Raw genomic sequence first — 23,966 nt, forward strand, 5'->3', positions numbered from 1 at the left:
GACTTCGCTTTCCGCGGGTGACCCGTGAGCCTCCTCGGTCGTACCTCCCTGCGGGGTCTCACATTGGCCACTTCTCCCGCAGGAGTCTTCGTCTTGCACTCCAATCAACTGCTAGAAAGTCCTGAAATTTATTTTCGTTTTTCAACATAGCCAATTGGACGGTAAAGTCGCTGTTGGATATGGCCACTATATTTTCTAAACCAGAGTGGATTGGAGCGGAAGGCACTTGACTCCGACGGGATTTAGAGGAAAGGTCGAGACCCCGCAGGAGCGACGAGGAGGCTCGACTTCCTCCCCGCGGAAAGCAAGTGCCTGCAGCGGAAAGGAACGGTCTGTATTTCCGCTGCCTTTTTCATATCGGTGTTACAAACAACTTTGCCCTGACTCCTTTGATACTGTAAGCTATAATAAGAATTGAGAAACGACAGAATTAAAGGAGTTAAGGTATGGAGTATCAAGTTGTCATTCCTGCTGCCGGACAAGGAAAGAGAATGAAAGCAGGTAAAAATAAATTGCTGCTTGAATTGAATAGCTGCCCTGTCATTATCCATACACTGCGTGTGTTTGATCATGACCCATACTGCAAAGGCATCTATTTAGCCATCCATCCCGGCGATCGGGAAGCGTTCCAAAGATTGATCAAGCGCTTCAACATCCAAAAGGTTGTTAAACTGGTCGAGGGCGGGGAGGAAAGACAGCACTCAGTATATAATGCATTGCTTGAGGTTTCCCACGAGATCGTTCTTGTTCACGATGGGGCAAGACCATTCATTAAATCGACGACGATCCATCATCTTGTGGAAGAGGCGAAATCGTCGGGAGCCGCGATTGCTGCTGTGCCGGTCAAGGATACCATCAAGAAAGTAATCGATGGAGCGGTCGAACAAACGATCGAACGCTCAAGCTTGTGGATGGTGCAGACTCCGCAGGCTTTTCGTGTTTCATTGTTGAGACGGGCGCATTCGGAAGCGGCTGAAGGTGGGTTCCTGGGTACCGATGATGCTTCCCTGGTAGAGAGGATGAACTTCGGTGTTTCGGTCGTTGAGAGTGATTACGATAATATTAAACTGACGACACCAGAAGATTTGTACTTTGCAGAAGCGATTGTAAAGAAGCAAGAGGAAATGAGTGGAGGGAACTAACATGTTTAGAATCGGACAAGGTTTTGATGTACATCAATTAACAGAAGGCAGACCTCTCATCATGGGGGGGATTACCATTCCTTATGAAAAAGGATTATTGGGTCACTCTGATGCGGACGTATTGCTTCACGCGGTAGCGGATGGATGCTTAGGGGCGATTGCGGCAGGGGATATCGGCAAACACTTCCCCGACACAGACCCTGAATTCAAGGATGCCGATTCCGCTAAGCTTCTCCAGCATGTCTGGATGCTTGTAAAAGACGAAGGCTATGAGCTTGGAAACATCGATTGCACCATCATCGCCCAAAAGCCGAAAATGGCTCCATACATCGATGAAATGAGAGCGCGTATCGCAGAACTACTCGAAGCTGACATCACCCAAGTCAACGTCAAGGCAACCACCTCGGAAAAGCTGGGCTTCACCGGCCGGGGAGAAGGAATCGCCGCCCAGACGACGGTATTAATACAAAAGAAAGGCGTTTAACTCAGGTTGAAATGCTTTTGAATTAATGATCTCACCACTGAGTTGATTGGAGCGGAAGGCACTCGACTCCTGCGGGAAATAGAGAAAAAGTCGAGACTTGTCCAGCTCCGGCGGCTAGAGGCTCGAGGTCATAAGTCAAACAAGCCAAAAAGGCAAAGAGCGCCTTTCCGGCTTGTTCGCCTTATGCTTGTCGCCTCTGAACGAGCCGCCTCCGCTTTTCTATCCCACAGGCGCAGAGCGCCGAGGAGGCTCCCGGACCGCCCGCGGAAAGCGAGCGCCTGCCGCGGAAATTAACGGACTCAGTTAGATGTTTTCAAAAAGAAATAACCATTGAAATTCGCTTTATTCCCTGTCACAACGGTGTTAAAATAGGTCAGAGGAATTGAAAGCTCGTTCATTTTAAGGAGGAAACAATCATGACAAATGAAGTTCGTGTACGTTATGCCCCGAGTCCAACGGGACATTTACATATCGGTAACGCAAGAACAGCATTATTCAACTATCTATATGCCCGCAGTGTAAACGGCAAATTCATCATCAGAATTGAAGATACAGATAAAAAGAGAAACATTGAAGGCGGCGAAGAAAGCCAGTTGAAATACCTGCAATGGCTTGGCATTGATTGGGACGAAAGCGTCGATAAGCCGGGTGAATATGGTCCTTACCGCCAATCTGAACGTAACCATATCTATGAGCAGTATCTGAACGAGCTGTTAGAAAGCGGACAGGCTTATAAGTGTTATTGCACAGAAGAAGAGCTTGAAGCTGAACGTGAAGCGCAGACGGCTGCTGGTCAGATGCCCCGCTATTCGGGCAAATGCCGCAATTTGACGAAAGAAGACCAGGAACGCCTGGCTGCAGAAGGACGCCAGCCAAGCATCCGTTTCAGAGTGCCTGCAGGCAAGGTATACTCTTTCAACGACATCGTGAAAGAAGATGTTTCCTTCGAATCGGATGGAATCGGTGATTTCGTTATTGCGAAGAAGGATGGAACACCTACGTATAACTTCGCCGTAGCGGTGGATGATTACTTGATGAAGATCTCTCACGTCCTTCGCGGGGAAGATCATATCTCGAATACGCCTAAACAGTTAATGATCTTTGAAGCATTTGGCTGGGAAGCGCCTGTATACGGGCATATGACGCTGATCGTGAATGAAAGCCGTAAGAAGCTTAGCAAGCGTGATGAAAGCATCATCCAATTCATCGAGCAATATGAAGCCCTCGGTTATCTGCCGGAAGCGTTATTCAACTTCATCGCACTATTAGGCTGGTCACCTAAAGGAGAAGAAGAATTGTTCTCAAAAGACCAGTTTATTGAAATCTTTGATCCGGAACGTTTATCCACTTCTTCTGCTCTTTTCGATAACCAGAAGCTGACATGGATGAACAATCAATACATGAAGAATCTTGAACTTGATCAAGTTGTTGAGCTTTCGCTTCCTCACTTGATCAAGGCTGGGAAGCTTGATGAACCAATGACAGATGAAAAACGTGAATGGGCAAAAGGTGTCATTTCCCTTTATCAGGAGCAAATGAGCTTTGGTGCAGAAATCGTTGAACTGTCTGACATGTTCTTCAAGACTGATCTTGAATATGATTCGGATGCAAAAGCGGTATTGGATGAAGAGCAGGTGCCGGAAGTACTTCAGGCTTTCTTGGAAGAAATCGATGCGCTTGAAAACTACGAAGCGGCTGAAATCAAAAAATCAATCAAAGCCGTTCAAAAATCGACTGGCCATAAAGGGAAAAAGCTGTTCATGCCGATCCGCGTGGCCGTGACCGGACAGACACATGGCCCAGAATTGCCGAATGCGATCGAACTTTTAGGGAAAGATAAAGTAAAGCATCGTCTTCAAAGTCTTTTAGGTTAACATTTTCGAATAAATGTAATATAGTAAGAGTACCATTTAATTTATACGAATCGCGTTGATGAGGAGAAGTAAGAAAAGGACGCTTATTAGAGAGAACCATCACCGGCTGAAAGTGGTTTAGGCCTCTCCTTTCCTGAAATGCACCTCAGAGCCCGTTACTGAAATAAGTAGGTAATGGCGGTTTCCCTGCCGTTAACAGGTCAAGGTGGAGAAGGGAAATCCTTCTCAATCAGAGTGGAACCGCGCTGCCTATGCGTCTCTGTCATTATGATGACAGGGGCGTTTTTTTATTTTTCTAAGAAAGTATAACTTGAATTTGAGAAATGGCCAGCTCCAGCGCCTAGCCCCTCGAGACGTTTCGGTCCGCCGGGTGGAGTCAAAGAACGACTTCACTGGTCGGCCCAAGAGCGTTGGTGGGGCTGAACAAGGCGCTTGCGCTTTTCTAGATAGGAGGGGAGACAATGTTTAAGACTTTCAAAGAAGACATAGATGTTGTATTTGAACAGGATCCGGCTGCCAGAAGTTATATTGAAGTGATTCTGACATACTCGGGCCTGCATGCAATCTGGTCTCATCGGATCGCTCATGCGTTTTTTAAACGAAAGTTCTTCTTTCTGGCACGCGTGATATCGCAAATAGGCCGCTTCTTCACTGGGATTGAAATTCATCCCGGGGCAAAGATCGGACGCCGCTTCTTCATTGACCACGGTATGGGTGTGGTGATTGGTGAGACATGTGAAATAGGGGATAACGTGACGATCTTTCAAGGAGTCACCTTAGGTGGTACCGGCAAGGAGAAAGGGAAGCGTCATCCGACGATTCATGATAACGCACTGATTGCGACGGGCGCCAAGGTATTAGGTTCGATCGTAGTTGGAGAAAATTCTAAAGTGGGTGCCGGATCAGTGGTACTGAAGGATGTACCTCCCAATTCAACGGTTGTCGGCATTCCCGGCCGAATTGTAATAAGGGATGGAGTAAAGGTCCAGAAAGACCTGAATCACAGCAACCTGCCCGATCCCGTATACGATCGAATGAAACAGATGCAGGAAGAAATCGATGAATTGAAAACATTACTGAAGGATTATGAGGGAAGGAGTCGATCAATATGACGATTCGTTTATATAACACGTTAACAAGAAAGAAAGAGGAATTTCATCCGCTTGAAGAGGGTAAAGTGAAAATGTATGTGTGCGGGCCTACCGTATATAACTATATTCATATCGGAAATGCACGTCCTCCGATTGTGTTCGATACAGTTAGACGTTATCTGGAATACAGAGGATATGATGTTCAATATGTATCCAATTTTACAGATGTCGATGATAAGCTGATCAAAGCGGCGAATGAATTGGGTGAGGAAGTTCCAACCATCGCCAAGCGTTTTATCGAAGCGTATTTCGAGGACACAGGAGCGCTCGGGTGCAAAAAAGCGGATATTCATCCAACCGTTACTGAGAATATCGACACGATTATCGACTTCATTTCCGCCCTTGTTGAAAAAGGCTATGCATATGAGTCCAAGGGTGATGTGTATTACCGCACGAGAAAATTCGAAGGATACGGTAAGCTGTCTCATCAGCCAATCGATGATCTAAAAGCAGGGGCGCGTATCGATGTAGGTGATAAAAAAGAGGATGCACTTGATTTTGTTCTATGGAAAGCGGCCAAGGAAGGCGAAATTTCATGGGATAGTCCATGGGGAGAAGGACGTCCGGGCTGGCACATCGAGTGCTCCGCAATGGCAAAACGGTATTTGGGTGATAGCATCGATATCCATGCAGGGGGACAGGATCTCGCTTTCCCTCACCATGAAAACGAAATTGCACAGTCAGAAGCTATGACAGGCAAGCCGTTCGCCAAGTACTGGATGCATAATGGCTACATCAATATTGATAATGAAAAGATGTCTAAGTCCCTTGGTAATTTCGTATTGGTTCATGACATTATTAAAGAACAGGACCCGCAGGTTCTCCGGTTCTTCATGCTGTCGGTTCATTATCGCCATCCAATTAACTACAACCTTGAACTCCTGGAAAATGCCGGAACAGCCCTTGACCGTATCAAGACGGCATATGAGAATCTTAAACACCGCAAGGAATCGAGTTCAGACCTTACGGATCACAACCAGGAATGGCTTGACAAGGTAGCGGGGTTAAAAGAACAATTCATCTCTGAAATGGATGATGACTTCAATACTGCAAATGGTATATCCGTCCTGTTTGAGCTTTCCAAGCAAGCGAACTATTATTTGATGGAGAAGAATACGGCTGTGGAGGTCATTGATTCTTTCCTTCATCAATTTGAAGATTTCTTTGAGGTACTGGGTCTCAGCCTGCAAGCGGAAACAGAACTACTGGATGAAGAAGTTGAGGCGTTAATTGAAAAGCGTATACAAGCCCGTAAAGACCGGGACTTCAAGCTGGCGGATGAAATTCGTGACACATTGAAAGAAATGAATATCATTTTAGAGGACACACCGCAGGGTACCCGCTGGAAAAGAGGGTCCTGATGATATACGAAACAAATGAACGTATCGATGCCAAACAAATAAATGCACTTGCCCTTGCATATATGGGGGATGCCGTCTATGAAACGTATGTACGGCAGCTCCTCCTGACAAAGGGTAAAATCAAACCAAACCAGCTTCATAGAGCGGCAACAAACTATGTATCAGCAAAAGCGCAGGCCGCGATTCTGAAAAAGCTTTTTGATGAAGAACGCCTGACAGAAGAAGAAATCAGTATCGTCAAGCGCGGGCGCAATGCGAAATCAGGAAGTGTTCCCAAGAATACTGATGTGCAGACGTATAACCACAGCACGGCTTTTGAAGCGCTGATCGGATACTTATTTTTACTGAACAGAACAGAACGATTAGAAGAATTGATAAAGATCATTTTTGACAGTCATGGAAAGGAGGAATAAGAAATGAGCAAAGACTTTATTGGTGGAAGAAACCCCGTCATTGAAGCACTGAAAGCAGGGCGGGAAATTAATAAAATATGGATAGCGGAAGGCTCTCAGAAGGGTTCGATCCAGCAGATCCTGGGTCTTGCCAAGGAAGCACATGTGATGATTCAATATGTTCCCAAGAAAAAAATCGAGCAAATGGTAGCAGAGAACCATCAGGGGGTGGTGGCTTCGGTTGCTGCTTATAAATATGCAGAAATCGATGATATTTTCGATAAAGCAGCACAGAAAGGGGAGGATCCATTCGTTCTTATTCTGGACGAGCTTGAGGACCCTCACAATCTTGGATCCATCATGAGAACAGCAGATGCAACAGGCGCTCACGGGATCATCATTCCTAAACGGAGAGCGGTGGGCTTGACCTCAACAGTAGCGAAAGCTTCAACAGGGGCTATTGAACATATTCCAGTTGCACGTGTCACCAACCTCTCGAGAGCGGTGGATGAGCTGAAAGAACGCGGTGTGTGGGTTGCCGGGACGGATGCGAAAGGGAAGCAGGATTACCGCCAGCTTGATGGGACGCTGCCGATCGGACTCATTATTGGAAGTGAAGGAAAGGGTATGAGCCGTATCCTTCGTGATAAGTGTGATTTCCTTGTTCAGCTTCCGATGGCAGGCCATGTCACATCTTTGAATGCTTCGGTGGCAGCCAGTATCTTAATGTATGAGGTTTACCGGAATCGCCACCCGCTGGGAGAATAGAGGATAATGGATATTCTCCTTGTGGATGGATACAACATCATAGGTGCCTGGCCGGAACTGAATGACCTAAAGAAAAAGGATTTAGCTGCAGCCCGGGACCGGCTGGTCGAGCAAATGGCCGAATATCAGGGGTATACCGGTTACCGGGTCATCGTGGTATTTGATGCATACTACGTCCAGGGAATTGCGCGTAAATACAATAATTATAAGGTGGAAGTATTATTCACAAGAGAAAATGAAACAGCGGATGAACGAATCGAGAAGCTCGCCATCGAGCTCGGCAATATTAAGACCCAGATCCATGTTGCCACATCCGATTTCACTGAACAGTGGGCGATTTTCGGTCAGGGAGCTCTCCGTAAATCCGCAAGGGAGCTCCTGACAGAAATAAAAGTGATTGAAAAAAAGATTGAGAGAAAAGTCCGGAAATCCTCTGACAATAAGCCGCCTTCCAAGATTCAGCTATCGGATGAAGTTGCTGAAATCTTCGAAAAATGGCGCCGGGGAGAACGATGAGCGGTTGACGATTGAATTTTCTGTAATGTATAATATTTCTATCTATTGTTTTGCTCGGGGGGATGTGTATGAGCAATATCACCAAGAAGGATACATTTACCAGTCAGTTTGAGGAAATGGATGATGAAGCGATAATAGAGGCTGCCGTCCAACATGGGAATAGCGAAGCGCTCGATTTCCTTATCAAAAAGTATCGGAATTTTGTGAGAGCAAAAGCACGCTCATATTTTTTAATCGGAGCAGATAAAGAGGACATCGTGCAGGAAGGTATGATTGGCCTTTATAAAGCAATCCGTGATTATAAGGAGGACAAGCTTACCTCTTTTAAAGCATTTGCCGAACTTTGTATTACGAGGCAGATCATCACGGCCATCAAGACAGCCACCAGACAGAAGCATATACCGCTTAATTCATATGTTTCGTTGGATAAGCCCATTTATGATGATGAATCTGACAGGACTCTGTTAGATGTTATTTCAGGTGCGAAGGTGATGGATCCTGAAGAGTTGATTATCAATCGCGAAGAATTCGATAATATGGAAGATAAGATGGCCCAGCTTCTCAGCGACCTTGAGAGGAAAGTCCTGGCGCTTTATCTGGATGGACAATCCTATCAGGAAATTTCGGAAGAATTGAACCGTCATGTCAAATCAATTGATAACGCTTTACAGCGGGTGAAGCGTAAGCTCGAGAGATATCTTGAGGTACGGGAAATAACGATGTAATTGTATGATTGACACAAATTGGTGCCCGTGTTATTTTTGATAGGACTTACTATGTATATTTTAGGTGAATGATATGACTGCTAAATTAGTATTGGCCTGTTCGGTGTGCGGTTCAAGAAATTACAGTGTTCCGAGTAACCGCAATCAATCGGCGAGGCTGGAAATAAAGAAGTTCTGTAATAAGTGCAATGCTCACACCCTGCATAAAGAAACAAAATAGCCTGAGTGAGAAGTCTTGCGTATTGATACAAGTTGGAGGTTACAAAAGGATGGTTAATTTCTTTCGCAATGTTGCATCAGAGATGAGAAAGGTCAGCTGGCCAAAACGTAAAGAATTAACACGCTACACAATCACTGTTATCACGACAGTTGTGTTCGTTGCTGTTTTCTTTGCAGTGATCGATTTAGGAATTTCTGAATTAATGCGTTTAATTATCGGTTCTAAATAGAAAGATAGATTTTGTTGTATATAACATGTCAAAGCATGGTATAATGAACATTAATAGAGTACATGACCTTGAAGCCCGTTCATTTTTACGGGTTTTTTCATTTGGAGAAAAAAGTCAAATAGTATTCTTTAAATAGCGAGGAGGGACGGACGCTAAGTCCTATCAAATGGAGAAGAATTGGTATGTAGTTCATACTTATTCAGGATATGAGAACAAGGTCAAAGCGAACCTTGAAAAACGTGTTGAATCAATGGGGATGCAAGATAAGATCTTCCGCGTTCTCGTACCTGAAGAAGAAGAAACAGATATTAAGAACGGTAAAAAGAAAGTAGTTAAGAAGAAAGTATTCCCAGGTTACGTGATCGTGGAAATCGTCATGACAGATGATTCCTGGTATGTTGTTCGTAACACCCCTGGAGTAACAGGCTTCGTCGGTTCGACTGGTTCGGGATCAAAGCCTACACCGCTGCTTCCTGAAGAAGTGACGTATCTTCTGAAACAAATGGGCATGTCCGAGAAGAAGATAGAGATAGATTTCGAATTGGGCGAGACAGTGAAAGTGAACGAAGGACCGTTTGCTAACTTCACAGGTACGATTGAAGAAATCGATTCTGCCAAATCAAAAGTCAAAGTTCATGTGAATATGTTCGGCAGAGATACCCCGGTAGAACTTGATTTCTCTCAAATTGATAAATTATAATGGAAAAGAACTTGAAATCACTCGAAAAAAGTGATAATATTTCATAAGTCAGTGCGTCTCGACAAGAGATACTGAAACTAATAAACGTTCTTTATGTTGATAAAGACATTTTTTACATTTGAGTGGGAGGGTGAAAAGCCCAATAACCACATCACGGACTTAAGGAGGTGTGTCTCGTGGCTAAAAAAGTTATCAAAATGGTTAAATTGCAGATTCCTGCAGGTAAAGCTAATCCAGCTCCACCGGTTGGTCCTGCATTAGGTCAAGCAGGTGTTAACATCATGGGATTCTGTAAGGAATTCAATGCACGTACAGCAGATCAAGCTGGCTTAATCATTCCTGTTGAAATTACGGTATTTGAAGACCGTTCATTTACATTCATCACAAAAACTCCACCTGCAGCTGTTCTACTTAAGAAAGCGGCTGGTATCGAGTCTGGTTCAGGCGAACCTAACAGCAAAAAAGTGGCAACACTTAAACGCGATAAAGTACGTGAAATTGCTGAAACAAAAATGCCTGACTTAAATGCAGCTAGCGTTGAATCAGCTATGCGCATGGTAGAAGGAACTGCGCGCAGCATGGGTATCGTCATCGAAGACTAATCCAGCTTCGCTTATTTGAATGTTCCTGTTGAACGAGGTTGCGATGATGAAATGTATTGTTTCACTCTCGCAACCTTATTTCGTGGGAGGTTATTCCGCTAAAACCACATCAAGGAGGAAATTATAAAATGGCTAAAAAAGGTAAAAAGTTTCTTGAAGCTCAAAAGCTTGTAGATCGTACTACAGCTTATTCAGTTGAAGAAGCAATCGAATTAGTAAAGAAAACAAACATCGCTAAGTTTGACGCAACTGTTGAAGTGGCGTTCCGCTTAGGTGTAGATACTCGTAAGAATGACCAGCAGATCCGTGGAGCAGTTGTGCTTCCTCACGGTACTGGTAAAACTCAAAAGGTTCTTGTATTCGCTAAAGGCGAAAAAGCAAAAGAAGCAGAAGCTGCTGGCGCTGACTTCGTTGGTGATGCAGACCTTATCAACAAGATCACTCAAGGTTGGTTCGAGTTCGACGTAATCGTTGCGACTCCGGACATGATGGGTGAAGTTGGTAAACTTGGTCGTGTATTAGGACCTAAAGGTTTAATGCCAAACCCTAAAACGGGAACAGTGACATTCGATGTTGAAAAAGCTGTTAACGAAATCAAAGCTGGTAAAGTAGAATACCGTGCTGACAAAGCTGGTAACGTACACGTTCCTGTTGGGAAGATCTCTTTCGACAGCGAAAAATTAGTTGAGAACTTCACAACTATGTATGAAACAATGCTTAAAGCTAAACCTTCTGCAGCTAAAGGAACTTACATGAAGAACGTTGCTGTTACTTCAACAATGGGTCCTGGCGTTAAAGTTGATCCATCAACTTTTGCAGTTAAGGCATAATTTGGTATTGACTTACTGAGAACTAGTCATTATAATTAGTTCTGTTGTTAAAAAACGAATACATTTGTACCGTAGACAGCAGGTGCTCACTCTGAGCTTAATTTCCCGCCGAGGTAATTGCGATAAAAAATACGCATGTGATGCGTGTTAGCGATGCCCTTATGTCTACAATGATATAAGGGCATTTTTTATTGGATGACGGTATAAATGTTCATCAGTCAATCTACAGGAGGTGTAATGATGAGCAGCATTCTAGAACAAAAGCAACACATCGTTGGAGAAATCTCTGACAAGCTAAAGAACAGTGTATCTACAATCATCGTAGATTACCGTGGCCTAGATGTTTCTGAAGTAACTGAGCTTCGTAAACAACTTCGTGAAGCTGGCATCGACTTCAAAGTGTACAAAAACACTATGACTCGTCGTGCTGCAGCAGAAGCTGGTCTTGAAGGGTTGAACGAATTCTTAACTGGTCCAAACGCAATCGCGTTCAGTTCAGAAGAAGTTGTAGCTCCTGCCAAGATCCTTAATAACTTCGCTAAAGAACACGAAGCACTTGAAATCAAAGCTGGTGTTATCGAAGGAACAATCACATCTGTTGAAGATGTTAAAGCTATCGCTGAACTTCCAAGCCGCGAAGGACTTCTTTCTATGCTACTCAGCGTGCTTCAAGCTCCAATGCGCAACTTCGCATTGGCTACAAAAGCCGTTGCAGACCAAAAAGAAGAACAAGGCGCGTAAGTTAAACAGAGTCGCTTGAATAATAAAATGAACAAACACACTAAGGAGGAAATTTAAAATGAGTAAAGAGCAAATCATTGACGCGATTAAAGAAATGTCAGTTCTTGAATTAAACGATCTAGTAAAAGCAATCGAAGAAGAATTTGGAGTAACTGCTGCAGCACCTGTAGCTGTAGCTGGTGGCGGAGCAGAAGCTGCTGCTGAAAAAACTGAATTTGACGTTGTTCTTGAGAGCGCTGGTTCTCAAAAGATCAAAGTTATCAAAGTTGTTCGTGAAATCACAGGTCTTGGACTTAAAGAAGCGAAAGAACTTGTTGACAACACTCCAAAAGCTCTTAAAGAAGGCGTTTCTAAAGAAGATGCTGAAGAGCTTAAAGCTAAACTTGAAGAAGTTGGCGCTGGCGTAGAAGTTAAGTAATAATCGCATAGAAGAAAAGCTCGCTTTATAAGCGGGCTTTTTTCTTCTTTTGATTCTACTTAGAAGCTCTTTAATGATGGAGGTGTAATAATGACTAATCACTACTATTCCAATAAACCAGAGGTAGAAAGCAACCCGCAAAGCATTCAATTTGAACTCAAGGGGCATTCCTTGCGTTTCAAAACGGATCAGGGAGTTTTTTCAAAAAGAGAAGTGGATTTCGGTTCGCGCACATTAATTGAGAGCTTCGAACTGCCTGAAACAGAAGGTGACTTGTTGGATGTTGGCTGCGGTTATGGGCCGATCGGTTTGACTTTGGCGAAAGATTTTGAAGACCGGATGGTTCATATGATCGATGTAAACGAAAGGGCACTCTCGTTGGCAAGTGAAAACGCGAAAGCGAACGGCGTCCAGAATATCAGCATCTATCAAAGTGACCGTTATCAAAATGTGAAAGAGAAGAGGTTTGCGGCAATTCTTACAAATCCTCCTATCAGAGCAGGTAAAGAAACCGTCCATTCAATACTTTCCGAGAGTTATGACTACTTGGCTGATAAAGGTGAGTTGTGGGTCGTTATTCAGAAGAAGCAAGGTGCTCCATCTGCCATGGATAAAATGGAAGAGTTATTTTCAAATGTAGAAATCGCAGCAAGAAAAAAAGGTTACTACATTTTGAGGTCGGTCAAATAAATCCGTTGACGTAGCTAATGCGCTATGATAACATTATAAAATGCAAAAATATTATTTTCCGGTATTGTGTCCATATGTATACATATTGGATAAATTGGAAAAGATTATAAAATAATAGTTCGTCATATGAAAATGAGGTTTTATCATTAAAACCCTTTTTCTTTTTGTCTTGTGTAGTGTGCATATCTGCCCTAGACAATATAGACACAACCAAAACGCTTGATTTGAGGGGTGAATCAGTTGACAGGTCAACTAGTTCAGTATGGACGACACCGCCAACGCAGAAGTTTTGCGCGTATCAGTGAAGTTTTAGAATTGCCGAATTTAATCGAAATTCAAACTTCCTCGTATCAATGGTTTCTTGATGAGGGGTTAAGAGAAATGTTCCGTGACATTTCTCCGATTGAGGACTTCACTGGTAATCTCTCTTTAGAATTTATTGATTATAGTCTGGGAGAGCCAAAGTACTCGGTGGAAGAATCAAAGGAAAGAGATGTAACTTACTCTGCGCCGCTTAGGGTGAAAGTCCGTCTTGTGAATAAGGAAACTGGAGAAGTGAAAGATCAAGACGTATTTATGGGTGATTTCCCATTGATGACGGATACAGGTACTTTTGTCATTAATGGAGCTGAGCGTGTTATCGTATCTCAGCTTGTACGTTCACCTAGTGTTTACTTTAGCGGAAAAGTAGATAAGAACGGAAAGAAAGGGTTTACTGCTACCGTTATACCAAACCGCGGAGCTTGGCTTGAGTATGAAACAGATGCTAAAGATGTTGTATATGTGCGAATTGATCGAACTCGCAAACTGCCGGTAACGGTTCTTTTACGTGCCCTTGGGTTTGGCTCTGATCAAGAAATCATCGATTTAGTCGGTGATAATGAGTACATTCGTAACACGCTCGAGAAAGACAACACGGAAGGTATCGACAAAGCATTGCTCGAAATCTATGAGCGTCTGCGTCCGGGAGAGCCTCCTACAGTAGAAAATGCTAAAAGTTTACTCGTTTCACGTTTCTTTGATCCAAAGCGTTATGACTTGGCAAACGTTGGACGTTATAAGATGAATAAAAAGCTTCATATTAAGAACCGTTTATTCGGTCAGACTCTAGCAGAAACTCTAGCAGACCCTGAAACGGGCGAGATTCTTGCAGAGAAAGGCACGGTTCTTGATCGTCGTACTCTTGATAAAGTCATTCCTTATTTGGAAGAAGGAATCGGATTCAAGACTTACCAGCAGTCCGGCGGGGTATTGGAAGAAGATGTTCTTCTGCAATCTATTAAGATTTACTCTCCTAATGAAGAAGGAGAACAAGAGATTAATGTGATCAGCAACGCGTATGTAGAGGAAGAAGTAAAATACATCACACCTGCTGACATCATTTCTTCCATCTCTTATTTCTTCAATTTATTGCATGGGGTAGGATTTACAGATGATATCGACCATTTAGGTAACCGTCGTTTACGCTCGGTTGGCGAATTGCTGCAAAATCAGTTCCGTATCGGTCTTTCCCGTATGGAGCGAGTAGTTCGTGAAAGAATGTCCATCCAGGACACAAACACGATCACTCCGCAGCAGCTGATCAACATTCGTCCGGTTATCGCTTCCATTAAAGAGTTCTTTGGAAGCTCACAGCTGTCTCAATTCATGGACCAAACGAATCCATTAGCAGAATTGACGCATAAACGCCGTCTATCTGCATTAGGACCTGGTGGTCTGACGCGTGAACGTGCCGGCTTCGAAGTACGTGACGTTCACTACTCCCACTATGGCCGTATGTGTCCGATTGAAACACCTGAGGGGCCGAACATCGGACTGATCAACTCACTTTCTTCTTTTGCGAAAGTGAATAAATTTGGATTTATTGAAACACCTTATCGTCGTGTTGACCCTGATAGCGGTAAAGTAACTGACCGTATCGATTACTTGACAGCAGACGAAGAAGACAACTATGTAGTGGCACAGGCGAATGCACGTCTTGGAGATGATGGTTCATTCCTGGATGAAGAAGTAATCGCGCGCTTCCGTGGTGAAAACACGGTAATCAAGCGTGAGCGTCTTGACTACATGGATGTATCGCCTAAACAAGTAGTATCAGCTGCGACAGCATGTATTCCTTTCTTAGAGAACGATGACTCCAACCGTGCCCTGATGGGAGCGAACATGCAGCGACAAGCAGTACCTCTTATGAATCCTGAGTCTCCGATTGTGGGAACTGGTATGGAACACGTATCAGCAAAAGACTCCGGAGCTGCAGTCATCTGTAAGCATGAAGGTGTTGTGGAAAAAGTTGAAGCGAAACAAGTTTGGGTTCGCCGCGTGAAAGAAATCGATGGTCAGGAAGTGAAGGGTGACCTCGATAAGTATCGTATGCAAAAATTCATCCGTTCCAACCAGGGAACTTGTTACAACCAGCGTCCGATCGTAAGTGAAGGCGACCGTGTAGTAACTGGAGAAATCCTTGCTGATGGTCCTTCAATGGAAAAAGGCGAGTTAGCCTTGGGACGTAACGTTATGGTTGGTTTCATGACGTGGGACGGTTACAACTATGAAGATGCGATCATCATGAGTGAGCGTCTTGTAAAAGACGATGTTTATACTTCTATTCATATTGAAGAATATGAGTCTGAGTCCCGTGATACAAAGCTTGGGCCTGAAGAAATCACTCGCGATATTCCGAATGTCGGTGAAGATGCCCTGCGCAATCTTGACGAACGTGGAATCATCCGCATCGGTGCAGAAGTAAAAGATGGCGACTTGCTTGTAGGTAAAGTAACGCCTAAAGGTGTAACAGAGCTGACAGCTGAAGAACGCTTATTACATGCAATCTTCGGGGAGAAAGCTCGTGAAGTAAGAGATACATCCCTTCGCGTACCTCATGGCGGCGGCGGAATTATCCTTGATGTGAAAGTCTTCAACCGTGAAGACGGCGATGAACTGCCACCGGGTGTCAACCAGCTGGTCCGCGTCTACATCGTTCAGAAGCGTAAGATTTCTGAAGGTGACAAGATGGCCGGCCGACATGGTAACAAGGGTGTTATCTCGAAGATCTTACCTGAGGAAGACATGCCGTATTTACCAGACGGTACACCAATCGATATCATGCTTAACCCATTAGGGGTACCATCACGTATGAACATCGGTCAGGTGCTTGAGCTTCACTTGGGTATGGCCGCAAGATATCTTGGCATTCATGTTGCTTCACCTGTATTTGATGGAGCCCGTGAGGAAGATGTTTGGTCTACAATCGAAGAAGCTGGAATGGCACGCGATGCCAAAACCGTTCTTTACGATGGTAGAACAGGTGAACCGTTTGACAACCGTGTATCAGTTGGAATCATGTACATGATCAAGCTGGCCCACATGGTCGATGACAAGCTTCACGCTCGTTCTACTGGTCCTTACTCACTTGTTACGCAGCAGCCGTTGGGTGGTAAAGCTCAATTCGGTGGTCAGCGTTTCGGTGAGATGGAAGTATGGGCACTTGAAGCATATGGTGCTGCTTATACACTCCAAGAAATCCTTACAGTTAAATCCGATGACGTTGTCGGCCGTGTGAAAACATACGAAGCAATCGTCAAAGGAGAAAACGTACCTGAGCCTGGGGTTCCAGAATCATTCAAGGTTCTGATCAAAGAGCTTCAAAGTTTAGGTATGGATGTCAAGATCCTCTCAAGCACCGAAGAAGAAATTGAAATGCGTGACTTAGAGGACGAAGAAGAAGTACAACAAGCCGATACGCTAAATATATCTGAGTCTAATGAGCAACAATCCGAGACAGTTGGGTCAAAGGAATAAATTTAGAGCAATTAGGGTTAGAGCCTGTAGATTAAAAGGGAGGTAGGCCCCTTGCTAGATGTAAATAACTTTGAGTATATGAAAATTGGTTTAGCTTCCCCCGATAAGATCCGTTCGTGGTCTTTCGGGGAAGTCAAAAAACCGGAAACCATTAACTATCGTACATTAAAGCCAGAAAAAGACGGCTTATTCTGTGAACGTATTTTTGGTCCTACGAAGGACTGGGAATGTCACTGCGGTAAATACAAACGTGTACGCTATAAAGGCGTAGTTTGTGACCGTTGTGGAGTTGAAGTAACAAAAGCGAAGGTTCGCCGTGAACGTATGGGTCACATCGAACTTGCTGCTCCTGTATCTCACATCTGGTACTTCAAAGGAATTCCAAGCCGTATGGGATTAGTATTAGACATGTCCCCGCGTGCATTGGAAGAAGTCATTTACTTCGCTTCCTACGTTGTAACAGAACCAGGTGATACGGCTCTTGAAAGAAAGCAGCTTCTTTCTGAAAAAGAATACCGTGCATACCGTGAAAAATACGGAGTGAAATTCCAGGCTGCAATGGGTGCCGAAGCCATCAAAAAGCTTCTGCAGGATATTGATCTCGATAAAGAAGCTGATTTCTTAAAAGAAGAACTGAAAACAGCTCAAGGTCAACGCCGTACCCGTGCAATCAAACGTCTTGAAGTTGTCGAGTCATTCAGAAACTCTGGAAATGATCCTGATTGGATGATCCTTGACGTACTGCCTGTCATCCCTCCTGAGCTTCGTCCTATGGTTCAGTTGGATGGAGGACGTTTTGCAACATCTGACTTGAACGATTTATATCGTCGGGTCATCAACCGTAACAACCGTTTAAAGCGATTATTGGATCTTGGTGCCCCAAGCATTATCGTACAGAATGAAAAGCGTATGCTCCAAGAAGCTGTCGACGCATTGATTGACAATGGCCGCCGCGGACGTCCGGTAACAGGACCAGGTAACCGTCCATTGAAATCTCTTTCTCACATGCTTAAAGGGAAGCAAGGTCGTTTCCGTCAAAACCTTCTTGGTAAGCGTGTTGACTATTCTGGTCGTTCTGTAATCGTTGTTGGACCTAATCTGAAAATGTATCAATGTGGACTTCCGAAAGAAATGGCACTTGAATTATTCAAGCCATTTGTTATGAAAGAGCTCGTTGAAAAAGGATTGGCCCACAACATCAAGAGTGCAAAACGAAAGATTGAACGCGTACAGCCGGAAGTTTGGGATGTATTGGAAGAGGTAATCAAAGAACACCCTGTTCTTTTAAACCGTGCACCAACCCTTCACAGACTTGGTATTCAAGCATTTGAACCAACTCTTGTAGAAGGTAGAGCGATCCGTCTTCACCCGCTCGTATGTACTGCATACAACGCCGACTTTGACGGTGACCAAATGGCGGTTCACGTACCTTTATCTTCTGAAGCTCAAGCTGAAGCGCGCATGTTGATGCTTGCTGCTCAAAACATCTTGAATCCTAAAGATGGTAAGCCAGTCGTTACACCATCACAGGATATGGTATTAGGTAACTATTACCTGACACTTGAACGTGAAAATGCTGTTGGCGAAGGCATGGTCTTCTCTAACGCAAACGAAGTACTGCTTGCTTATCAAAATGGTTATGTACACTTGCATACCCGTATTGGAATACATGCAGGAACACTCGATAACAAAACGTTCACTGAAAAACAAAACAAACAAATGTTATTAACAACGGTTGGTAAAGTAATCTTTAACGAGATTTTACCGGACTCCTTCCCATTCATTAATGAACCGACAAAGACGAACTTGGAAGAAGCTACACCTGAAAAGTACTTTGTTGATCCAGGAACTGATATCAAAGAAGAGATTAAAAACCGTGAGTTAATCAACCCATTCAAAAAAGGTTTCTTAGGAAACATCATTGCTGAAGTATTCAAGAAGTTCGCAATCACTGAAACTTCCCGAATGCTCGATAAAATGAAAGATTTAGGATTCAAGTATTCTTCGAAAGCAGGTATTACAGTTGGTATCGCCGACATCGTAGTATTAGCTGAAAAAGAACAAATCCTTGTAGAAGCACAAAGTAAAGTGGATAACGTGTTGAAGCAATTCAAACGCGGTCTGATTACAGAAGATGAGAGATATGATCGTGTCATCTCTATCTGGAGTGCTGCGAAAGATACAATTCAAGGTAAATTAATGGCGACGCTTGATAAGCGCAACCCGATCTTCATGATGAGTGACTCAGGTGCCCGTGGTAACGCATCTAACTTCACTCAGCTTGCCGGTATGCGTGGTCTGATGGCCAACCCGGCTGGTCGTATCATTGAATTACCGATCAAATCAAGTTTCCGTGAAGGACTTACGGTTCTTGAATACTTTATCTCTACACACGGTGCCCGTAAAGGTCTTGCCGATACAGCACTGAAGACAGCTGACTCAGGTTACTTGACTCGTCGTCTTGTTGATGTGGCTCAAGATGTCATTGTACGTGAAGAGGACTGCGGAACGGATAGAGGGCTATTGGTTGGTTCCATCAAAGAAGGAACAGAAATCATCGAGCCTCTTGAAGAGCGTCTGCTTGGCCGTTACTCACGTAAGACATTGCGTCATCCGGAAACAGATGAAATTCTTGTCGATGAAAATCAGTTGATTAATGAAGACTTAGCGAAGGCCATCGTAGATGCGGGTGTTGAACACGTTTCAATCCGTTCTGCATTTACATGTAACACACGCCACGGCGTATGTGAAAAATGTTATGGTACAAACTTAGCTACTGGTCAGAAGGTAGAGGTAGGAGAAGCAGTCGGTATCATCGCTGCGCAATCAATCGGGGAGCCTGGTACACAGTTAACGATGCGTACGTTCCATACCGGTGGGGTTGCAGGAGACGATATCACTCAAGGTTTACCGCGTATCCAAGAGATCTTCGAAGCGCGTAATCCTAAGGGTCAGGCTGTCATCTCTGAAATGGATGGTGTCATTACTTCCATCAGTGAAGGAAAAGACCGTCAATACGAAATCACTGTTCAAGGTGATGTGGAAACAAGAAGTTACACAGCTCCTTATACAGCACGTCTTAAGTTCGCAGTCAACGATAAAGTGGCCCGTGGACAAGAACTTACAGAAGGTTCGATCGATCCGAAAGAACTTCTTAAAGTGCGTGACGTATCAGCCGTTCAAGAATACTTGCTGCGCGAAGTACAAAAAGTATACCGTATGCAAGGGGTTGAGATCGGCGATAAGCACGTAGAAGTGATGGTTCGTCAAATGCTTCGAAAAGTTCGCGTGATCGACGCTGGTGAAACTGAAGTACTTCCAGGTACTCTTATGGACATTCACCAGTTCAGAGATGCGAATGAAAAAGCATTGCTTGATGGAAGCATTCCGGCAACAGGAAGACCTGTATTGCTCGGAATCACGAAAGCTTCCCTTGAGACGGATTCCTTCTTATCTGCAGCTTCATTCCAGGAAACAACCCGCGTGTTGACGGATGCTGCAATTAAAGGAAAACGCGATGAGCTTCTAGGATTGAAAGAAAATGTCATCATCGGTAAACTGGTACCTGCTGGTACAGGCATGCAGCGCTACCGTAAGGCAGAACCTGTTTTAGCTGAAGAAACAAGCGAAGAAACAGTTACAGTAGAGTAATCTAATACGGCTAACTCTTAGATTGTGGAAACATTCTAAGAGTTAGCTTTTATAAATCTTTTAATTCTGTGTTGACATAGTAATTTTAAGATGATAATATATTCAAGGTTGCTCCTATTAATAACCTGCTGCTTTGGAGGATATCAAATGTCTTATGAAAAAGTATCACAGGCGAAAGAAATTATTGTAGGGACAAAGCAAGCAGTGAAAGCTCTGAAGAATGGTCATGTACTGGAAGTTGTTATTGCGGAAGATGCTGATCCCAAGGTAATAGCGAAAGTAGTGCAGGCTGCTAATGATCTTGAAGTGACGGTGAACAAAGTGGATTCTATGAAGAAGCTTGGCAAATCGTGCGGAATAGATGTTGGAGCGGCAGCTGTTGCGATTATACAGTAAAATAGTTTTTGTAGACGATATCTGCAAAGACTTTACTTTTACCCAAAAATGAACCACCTGGATGTGTGGGCTTACCAAGTTAGAAGGGAGGAAAACAAAATGCCAACTATTAACCAATTAGTTCGCAAGCCTCGTCAGTCAAAATCTACAAAGTCTAAGTCACCAGCACTTAACAAAGGTTATAACAGCTTTAAGAAAGTGCACACGAACTTGTCTTCTCCACAAAAACGTGGTGTATGTACTCGTGTAGGTACGATGACTCCAAAGAAACCGAACTCGGCTTTACGTAAATATGCACGTGTTCGTTTGACAAATGGAATCGAGGTTACTGCTTACATTCCTGGTATCGGGCACAACCTTCAAGAGCACAGTGTCGTGCTTATCCGTGGAGGACGTGTAAAGGATTTACCGGGAGTACGTTATCATATCGTACGTGGTGCGCTTGATACAGCTGGAGTTGAAGGCCGTATGCAAGGACGTTCTAAATACGGAACTAAGCGCCCTAAAGCAGCTAAAAAATAATAAAACAATAATAGATTCATTTCTCATTGAAAGGAGGAAATCACATGCCACGTAAAGGTCCTGTAGCAAAAAGAGACGTTTTACCTGATCCAATGTACAATTCTAAATTAGTTACCCGTTTAATCAACAAAATCATGATTGACGGTAAAAGAGGTAAAGCTCAAAAGAAATTATACGCTGCGTTTGATCTTATCAGCGAGCGTTCTGGGAAAGATGCAATGGAAGTATTCGATGCAGCTTTGAAAAATATCATGCCGGTATTGGAAGTTAAAGCCCGTCGTGTTGGTGGTTCAAACTACCAAGTACCTGTTGAGGTTCGCCCTGAGCGTCGTACGACTTTAGGTCTTCGTTGGTTAGTAAACTACTCTCGTCTTCGCGGTGAGAAGACTATGGAAGAGCGTTTAGCTAACGAAATCCTTGATGCAGCTAATAACACTGGTGCTTCTGTTAAGAAGCGTGAAGATACTCACAAGATGGCTGAAGCGAACAAAGCGTTTGCTCACTATCGCTGGTAATCTTTAATTAACAACAAATCACACTCATATAAGGAAGGAGAAAGACCACATGCCAAGAGAGTTCTCCTTAGAAAACACTCGTAATATCGGTATCATGGCACACATCGATGCCGGTAAAACAACTGCAACTGAGCGTATCCTATTTTACACTGGTCGTATCCATAAAATTGGAGAAACTCACGAAGGTGCTTCTCAAATGGACTGGATGGAGCAGGAGCAAGAGCGTGGTATCACGATCACATCTGCTGCGACAACAGCTCAATGGAAAGGCCATCGTATCAACATCATCGATACACCTGGACACGTAGACTTCACTGTTGAAGTTGAACGTTCCCTGCGTGTACTTGATGGTGCAGTAGCAGTTCTTGATGCTCAATCAGGTGTTGAGCCTCAAACTGAAACGGTTTGGCGCCAAGCAACAACTTACGGGGTTCCCCGTGTTGTGTTCGTTAACAAAATGGACAAAATCGGTGCTGACTTCCTTTACTCTGTTGGGACGCTTCATGAACGTTTACAAGCGAATGCACATCCAATCCAGCTGCCAATCGGTGCTGAGGATGATTTCGAAGGTATCATCGACTTAGTAGAAATGAAAGCTTACTACTATGAAGATGACCTTGGAACACGTGCAGAAGCTCGTGACATTCCTGAAGAGTACAAAGATCAAGCTGAAGAATACCGCGGAAAATTAATTGAAGCAGTTTCTGAACTTGATGAAGAGTTAATGATGAAATACCTAGAAGGCGAAGAGCTTACAAATGATGAGCTTAAAGCAGCTATCCGTACTGCAACTCTAACTGTAGAGTTCTATCCTGTAGTCTGTGGATCTGCCTTCAAAAACAAAGGGGTTCAATTACTAATTGACTCAGTTATCGACTATCTTCCAGCGCCGACAGACGTTGAAGATATCAAAGGCTTTGTTCCTGAAACAGAAGAAGAAGTAACTCGTCCATCTTCAGACGATGCTCCATTCTCTGCATTGGCGTTCAAAGTTGCAACTGACCCTTATGTTGGTAAATTAACATTCTTCCGTGTTTACTCTGGTATCTTAGAATCAGGTTCATACGTAAGAAACTCTTCTAAAGGCAAGCGTGAGCGTGTAGGACGTATCCTGCAAATGCACGCTAACTCCCGTGAAGAGATCTCAAGCGTTCACGCTGGGGATATCGCAGCAGCAGTTGGTCTTAAAGATACAAGTACTGGTGATACACTATGCGATGAAAAGAATCTTGTTATTCTTGAGTCAATGGTATTCCCAGAGCCGGTTATCTCTTTATCTGTTGAGCCTAAATCAAAGGCTGACCAAGATAAAATGACTACTGCCCTGCAAAAACTTCAAGAGGAAGATCCGACATTCCGTGCGCATACTGACCAGGAAACTGGACAAGTTATCATCGCAGGTATGGGTGAGCTTCACTTAGATATCATCGTTGACCGTATGAAACGTGAATTCAAAGTAGAAGCAAACGTAGGTGCTCCTCAAGTATCTTACCGTGAGACTTTCCGTGATACGGCTAGAGTTGAAGGTAAGTTTGCTCGTCAATCTGGTGGACGTGGACAATTCGGACACGTTTGGATCGAATTCGCGCCTAACGAAGAAGGTAAAGGATTCGAATTCGAGAACGGTATCGTTGGTGGTGTAGTTCCACGTGAATACATCCCTGCAGTACAAGCCGGTCTTCAAGATGCACTTGAAAATGGTGTGCTTGCCGGTTTCCCACTTGTTGATGTTAAAGCAAAATTATTCGATGGTTCATACCATGATGTTGACTCCTCTGAAATGGCGTTTAAGATCGCTGCTTCAATGGCACTTAAGAATGCCGCTTCTAAATGTAAGCCGGTAATCCTTGAGCCAATGATGAAGGTAGAGGTTGTTATCCCTGAGGAATACCTTGGAGATATCATGGGTGACGTAACTTCCCGTCGTGGACGTGTAGAAGGTATGGAAGCACGCGGTAACGCACAAGTCGTTAAAGCGTTCGTACCACTATCAGAAATGTTTGGATATGCAACTTCCCTTCGTTCTAACACACAAGGGCGCGGAACATACTCCATGCACTTCGACCATTACGAAGAAGTACCTAAGTCGATTTCTGAAGAAATCATCAAAAAAAATAAAGGTGAATAATTGATTTATTCATTTTTATAAAGTATAAATACTATTGTAAGCTTTAATTTTTTCAGGAGTGGAGAAATCCACTTCTGAAAATGACCTAACAATATACTTATTTCTTTTAAAAT

The 23,966-nt window shown here is 43.7% G+C and carries 23 protein-coding genes and 2 other annotated features; all 23 genes read left to right on the top strand.

What is annotated here, in order from left to right; genetic code table 11:
• Positions 1-446 precede the first annotated feature (446 nt).
• Positions 447-1,142 (top strand): 2-C-methyl-D-erythritol 4-phosphate cytidylyltransferase, encoded by a 696-nt coding sequence (gene ispD / locus AAEO50_RS13995; protein ID WP_341984707.1) that lies wholly within the window; start codon positions 447-449, stop codon positions 1,140-1,142.
• Position 1,143: 1 nt separating this feature from the next.
• Positions 1,144-1,626 carry a 2-C-methyl-D-erythritol 2,4-cyclodiphosphate synthase gene (gene ispF, locus AAEO50_RS14000; protein WP_341984710.1) on the top strand — a complete coding sequence of 161 codons (483 nt, stop codon included), beginning with the start codon at positions 1,144-1,146 and terminating at the stop codon, positions 1,624-1,626.
• Positions 1,627-2,042: 416 nt separating this feature from the next.
• Entirely contained in the window at positions 2,043-3,500 is a 1,458-nt protein-coding gene (gene gltX / locus AAEO50_RS14005; protein ID WP_341984712.1) for a glutamate--tRNA ligase, read from the top strand.
• A gap of 46 nt (positions 3,501-3,546) precedes the next feature.
• Positions 3,547-3,764, top strand: a binding site (T-box leader).
• A 197-nt stretch (positions 3,765-3,961) separates the two neighbouring features.
• Positions 3,962-4,612: a serine O-acetyltransferase gene (cysE, locus tag AAEO50_RS14010; protein WP_341984714.1), complete on the top strand. Its 651-nt coding sequence runs from the start codon at positions 3,962-3,964 to the stop codon at positions 4,610-4,612.
• On the top strand, positions 4,609-6,012 hold the full coding sequence (gene cysS, locus AAEO50_RS14015; RefSeq protein WP_341984716.1) for a cysteine--tRNA ligase: 1,404 nt from the start codon (positions 4,609-4,611) through the stop codon (positions 6,010-6,012). The genes cysE and cysS overlap by 4 nt, the downstream gene beginning before the upstream one ends.
• Complete coding sequence (locus tag AAEO50_RS14020; RefSeq protein WP_341984718.1) at positions 6,012-6,425, top strand: Mini-ribonuclease 3; 414 nt, start codon at positions 6,012-6,014, stop codon at positions 6,423-6,425. Before cysS ends, AAEO50_RS14020 begins: the two co-directional genes overlap by 1 nt.
• 3 nt (positions 6,426-6,428) lie before the next feature.
• Entirely contained in the window at positions 6,429-7,172 is a 744-nt protein-coding gene (gene rlmB / locus AAEO50_RS14025; protein ID WP_341984720.1) for a 23S rRNA (guanosine(2251)-2'-O)-methyltransferase RlmB, read from the top strand.
• Positions 7,173-7,178: 6 nt separating this feature from the next.
• A complete protein-coding gene (locus AAEO50_RS14030) occupies positions 7,179-7,688 on the top strand; it encodes an NYN domain-containing protein (RefSeq protein ID WP_341984722.1) in 510 nt (169 codons plus the stop codon).
• 68 nt (positions 7,689-7,756) lie between these two features.
• Entirely contained in the window at positions 7,757-8,413 is a 657-nt protein-coding gene (sigH, locus tag AAEO50_RS14035; protein ID WP_341984724.1) for an RNA polymerase sporulation sigma factor SigH, read from the top strand.
• Between the two features lie 73 nt (positions 8,414-8,486).
• Positions 8,487-8,633, top strand: a complete 147-nt coding sequence (rpmG, locus tag AAEO50_RS14040) for a 50S ribosomal protein L33 (RefSeq protein WP_341984726.1) — start codon at positions 8,487-8,489, stop codon at positions 8,631-8,633.
• Between the two features lie 49 nt (positions 8,634-8,682).
• A complete protein-coding gene (gene secE / locus AAEO50_RS14045; RefSeq protein ID WP_175986338.1) occupies positions 8,683-8,862 on the top strand; it encodes a preprotein translocase subunit SecE in 180 nt (59 codons plus the stop codon).
• Positions 8,863-9,028: 166 nt separating this feature from the next.
• Positions 9,029-9,562, top strand: coding sequence for a transcription termination/antitermination protein NusG (nusG, locus tag AAEO50_RS14050; protein ID WP_341984731.1), 534 nt, complete (start codon positions 9,029-9,031; stop codon positions 9,560-9,562).
• 176 nt (positions 9,563-9,738) lie between these two features.
• Positions 9,739-10,164: a 50S ribosomal protein L11 gene (gene rplK / locus AAEO50_RS14055; RefSeq protein ID WP_032085258.1), complete on the top strand. Its 426-nt coding sequence runs from the start codon at positions 9,739-9,741 to the stop codon at positions 10,162-10,164.
• Between the two features lie 128 nt (positions 10,165-10,292).
• Complete coding sequence (gene rplA / locus AAEO50_RS14060) at positions 10,293-10,994, top strand: 50S ribosomal protein L1 (RefSeq protein ID WP_175986341.1); 702 nt, start codon at positions 10,293-10,295, stop codon at positions 10,992-10,994.
• A 51-nt stretch (positions 10,995-11,045) separates the two neighbouring features.
• Positions 11,046-11,192 (top strand) — a sequence feature (ribosomal protein L10 leader region).
• A 42-nt stretch (positions 11,193-11,234) separates the two neighbouring features.
• Complete coding sequence (gene rplJ / locus AAEO50_RS14065) at positions 11,235-11,735, top strand: 50S ribosomal protein L10 (protein WP_175989565.1); 501 nt, start codon at positions 11,235-11,237, stop codon at positions 11,733-11,735.
• A gap of 58 nt (positions 11,736-11,793) precedes the next feature.
• The gene (gene rplL / locus AAEO50_RS14070; RefSeq protein WP_341984740.1) at positions 11,794-12,153 is read left to right on the top strand and encodes a 50S ribosomal protein L7/L12; all 360 of its coding nucleotides are present in this window, start codon (positions 11,794-11,796) and stop codon (positions 12,151-12,153) included.
• Positions 12,154-12,243: 90 nt separating this feature from the next.
• Positions 12,244-12,843 carry a class I SAM-dependent methyltransferase gene (locus AAEO50_RS14075; RefSeq protein ID WP_341984743.1) on the top strand — a complete coding sequence of 200 codons (600 nt, stop codon included), beginning with the start codon at positions 12,244-12,246 and terminating at the stop codon, positions 12,841-12,843.
• Positions 12,844-13,083: 240 nt separating this feature from the next.
• Positions 13,084-16,641, top strand: coding sequence for a DNA-directed RNA polymerase subunit beta (gene rpoB, locus AAEO50_RS14080; protein WP_341984745.1), 3,558 nt, complete (start codon positions 13,084-13,086; stop codon positions 16,639-16,641).
• A 51-nt stretch (positions 16,642-16,692) separates the two neighbouring features.
• Positions 16,693-20,292 (top strand): DNA-directed RNA polymerase subunit beta', encoded by a 3,600-nt coding sequence (gene rpoC, locus AAEO50_RS14085; RefSeq protein ID WP_341984747.1) that lies wholly within the window; start codon positions 16,693-16,695, stop codon positions 20,290-20,292.
• 147 nt (positions 20,293-20,439) lie between these two features.
• Positions 20,440-20,688: a 50S ribosomal protein L7ae-like protein gene (locus AAEO50_RS14090; protein ID WP_341984749.1), complete on the top strand. Its 249-nt coding sequence runs from the start codon at positions 20,440-20,442 to the stop codon at positions 20,686-20,688.
• A 99-nt stretch (positions 20,689-20,787) separates the two neighbouring features.
• Positions 20,788-21,210: a 30S ribosomal protein S12 gene (gene rpsL, locus AAEO50_RS14095; protein ID WP_032085266.1), complete on the top strand. Its 423-nt coding sequence runs from the start codon at positions 20,788-20,790 to the stop codon at positions 21,208-21,210.
• 44 nt (positions 21,211-21,254) lie between these two features.
• Positions 21,255-21,725 carry a 30S ribosomal protein S7 gene (gene rpsG, locus AAEO50_RS14100; protein WP_064091212.1) on the top strand — a complete coding sequence of 157 codons (471 nt, stop codon included), beginning with the start codon at positions 21,255-21,257 and terminating at the stop codon, positions 21,723-21,725.
• Between the two features lie 49 nt (positions 21,726-21,774).
• Positions 21,775-23,853 (top strand): elongation factor G, encoded by a 2,079-nt coding sequence (gene fusA / locus AAEO50_RS14105; RefSeq protein WP_341984753.1) that lies wholly within the window; start codon positions 21,775-21,777, stop codon positions 23,851-23,853.
• The last annotated feature ends 113 nt before the right edge of the window (positions 23,854-23,966 follow it).

The sequence above is a fragment of the Rossellomorea oryzaecorticis genome (assembly GCF_038405515.1).
GTDB lineage: Bacteria > Bacillota > Bacilli > Bacillales > Bacillaceae_B > Rossellomorea > Rossellomorea oryzaecorticis_A.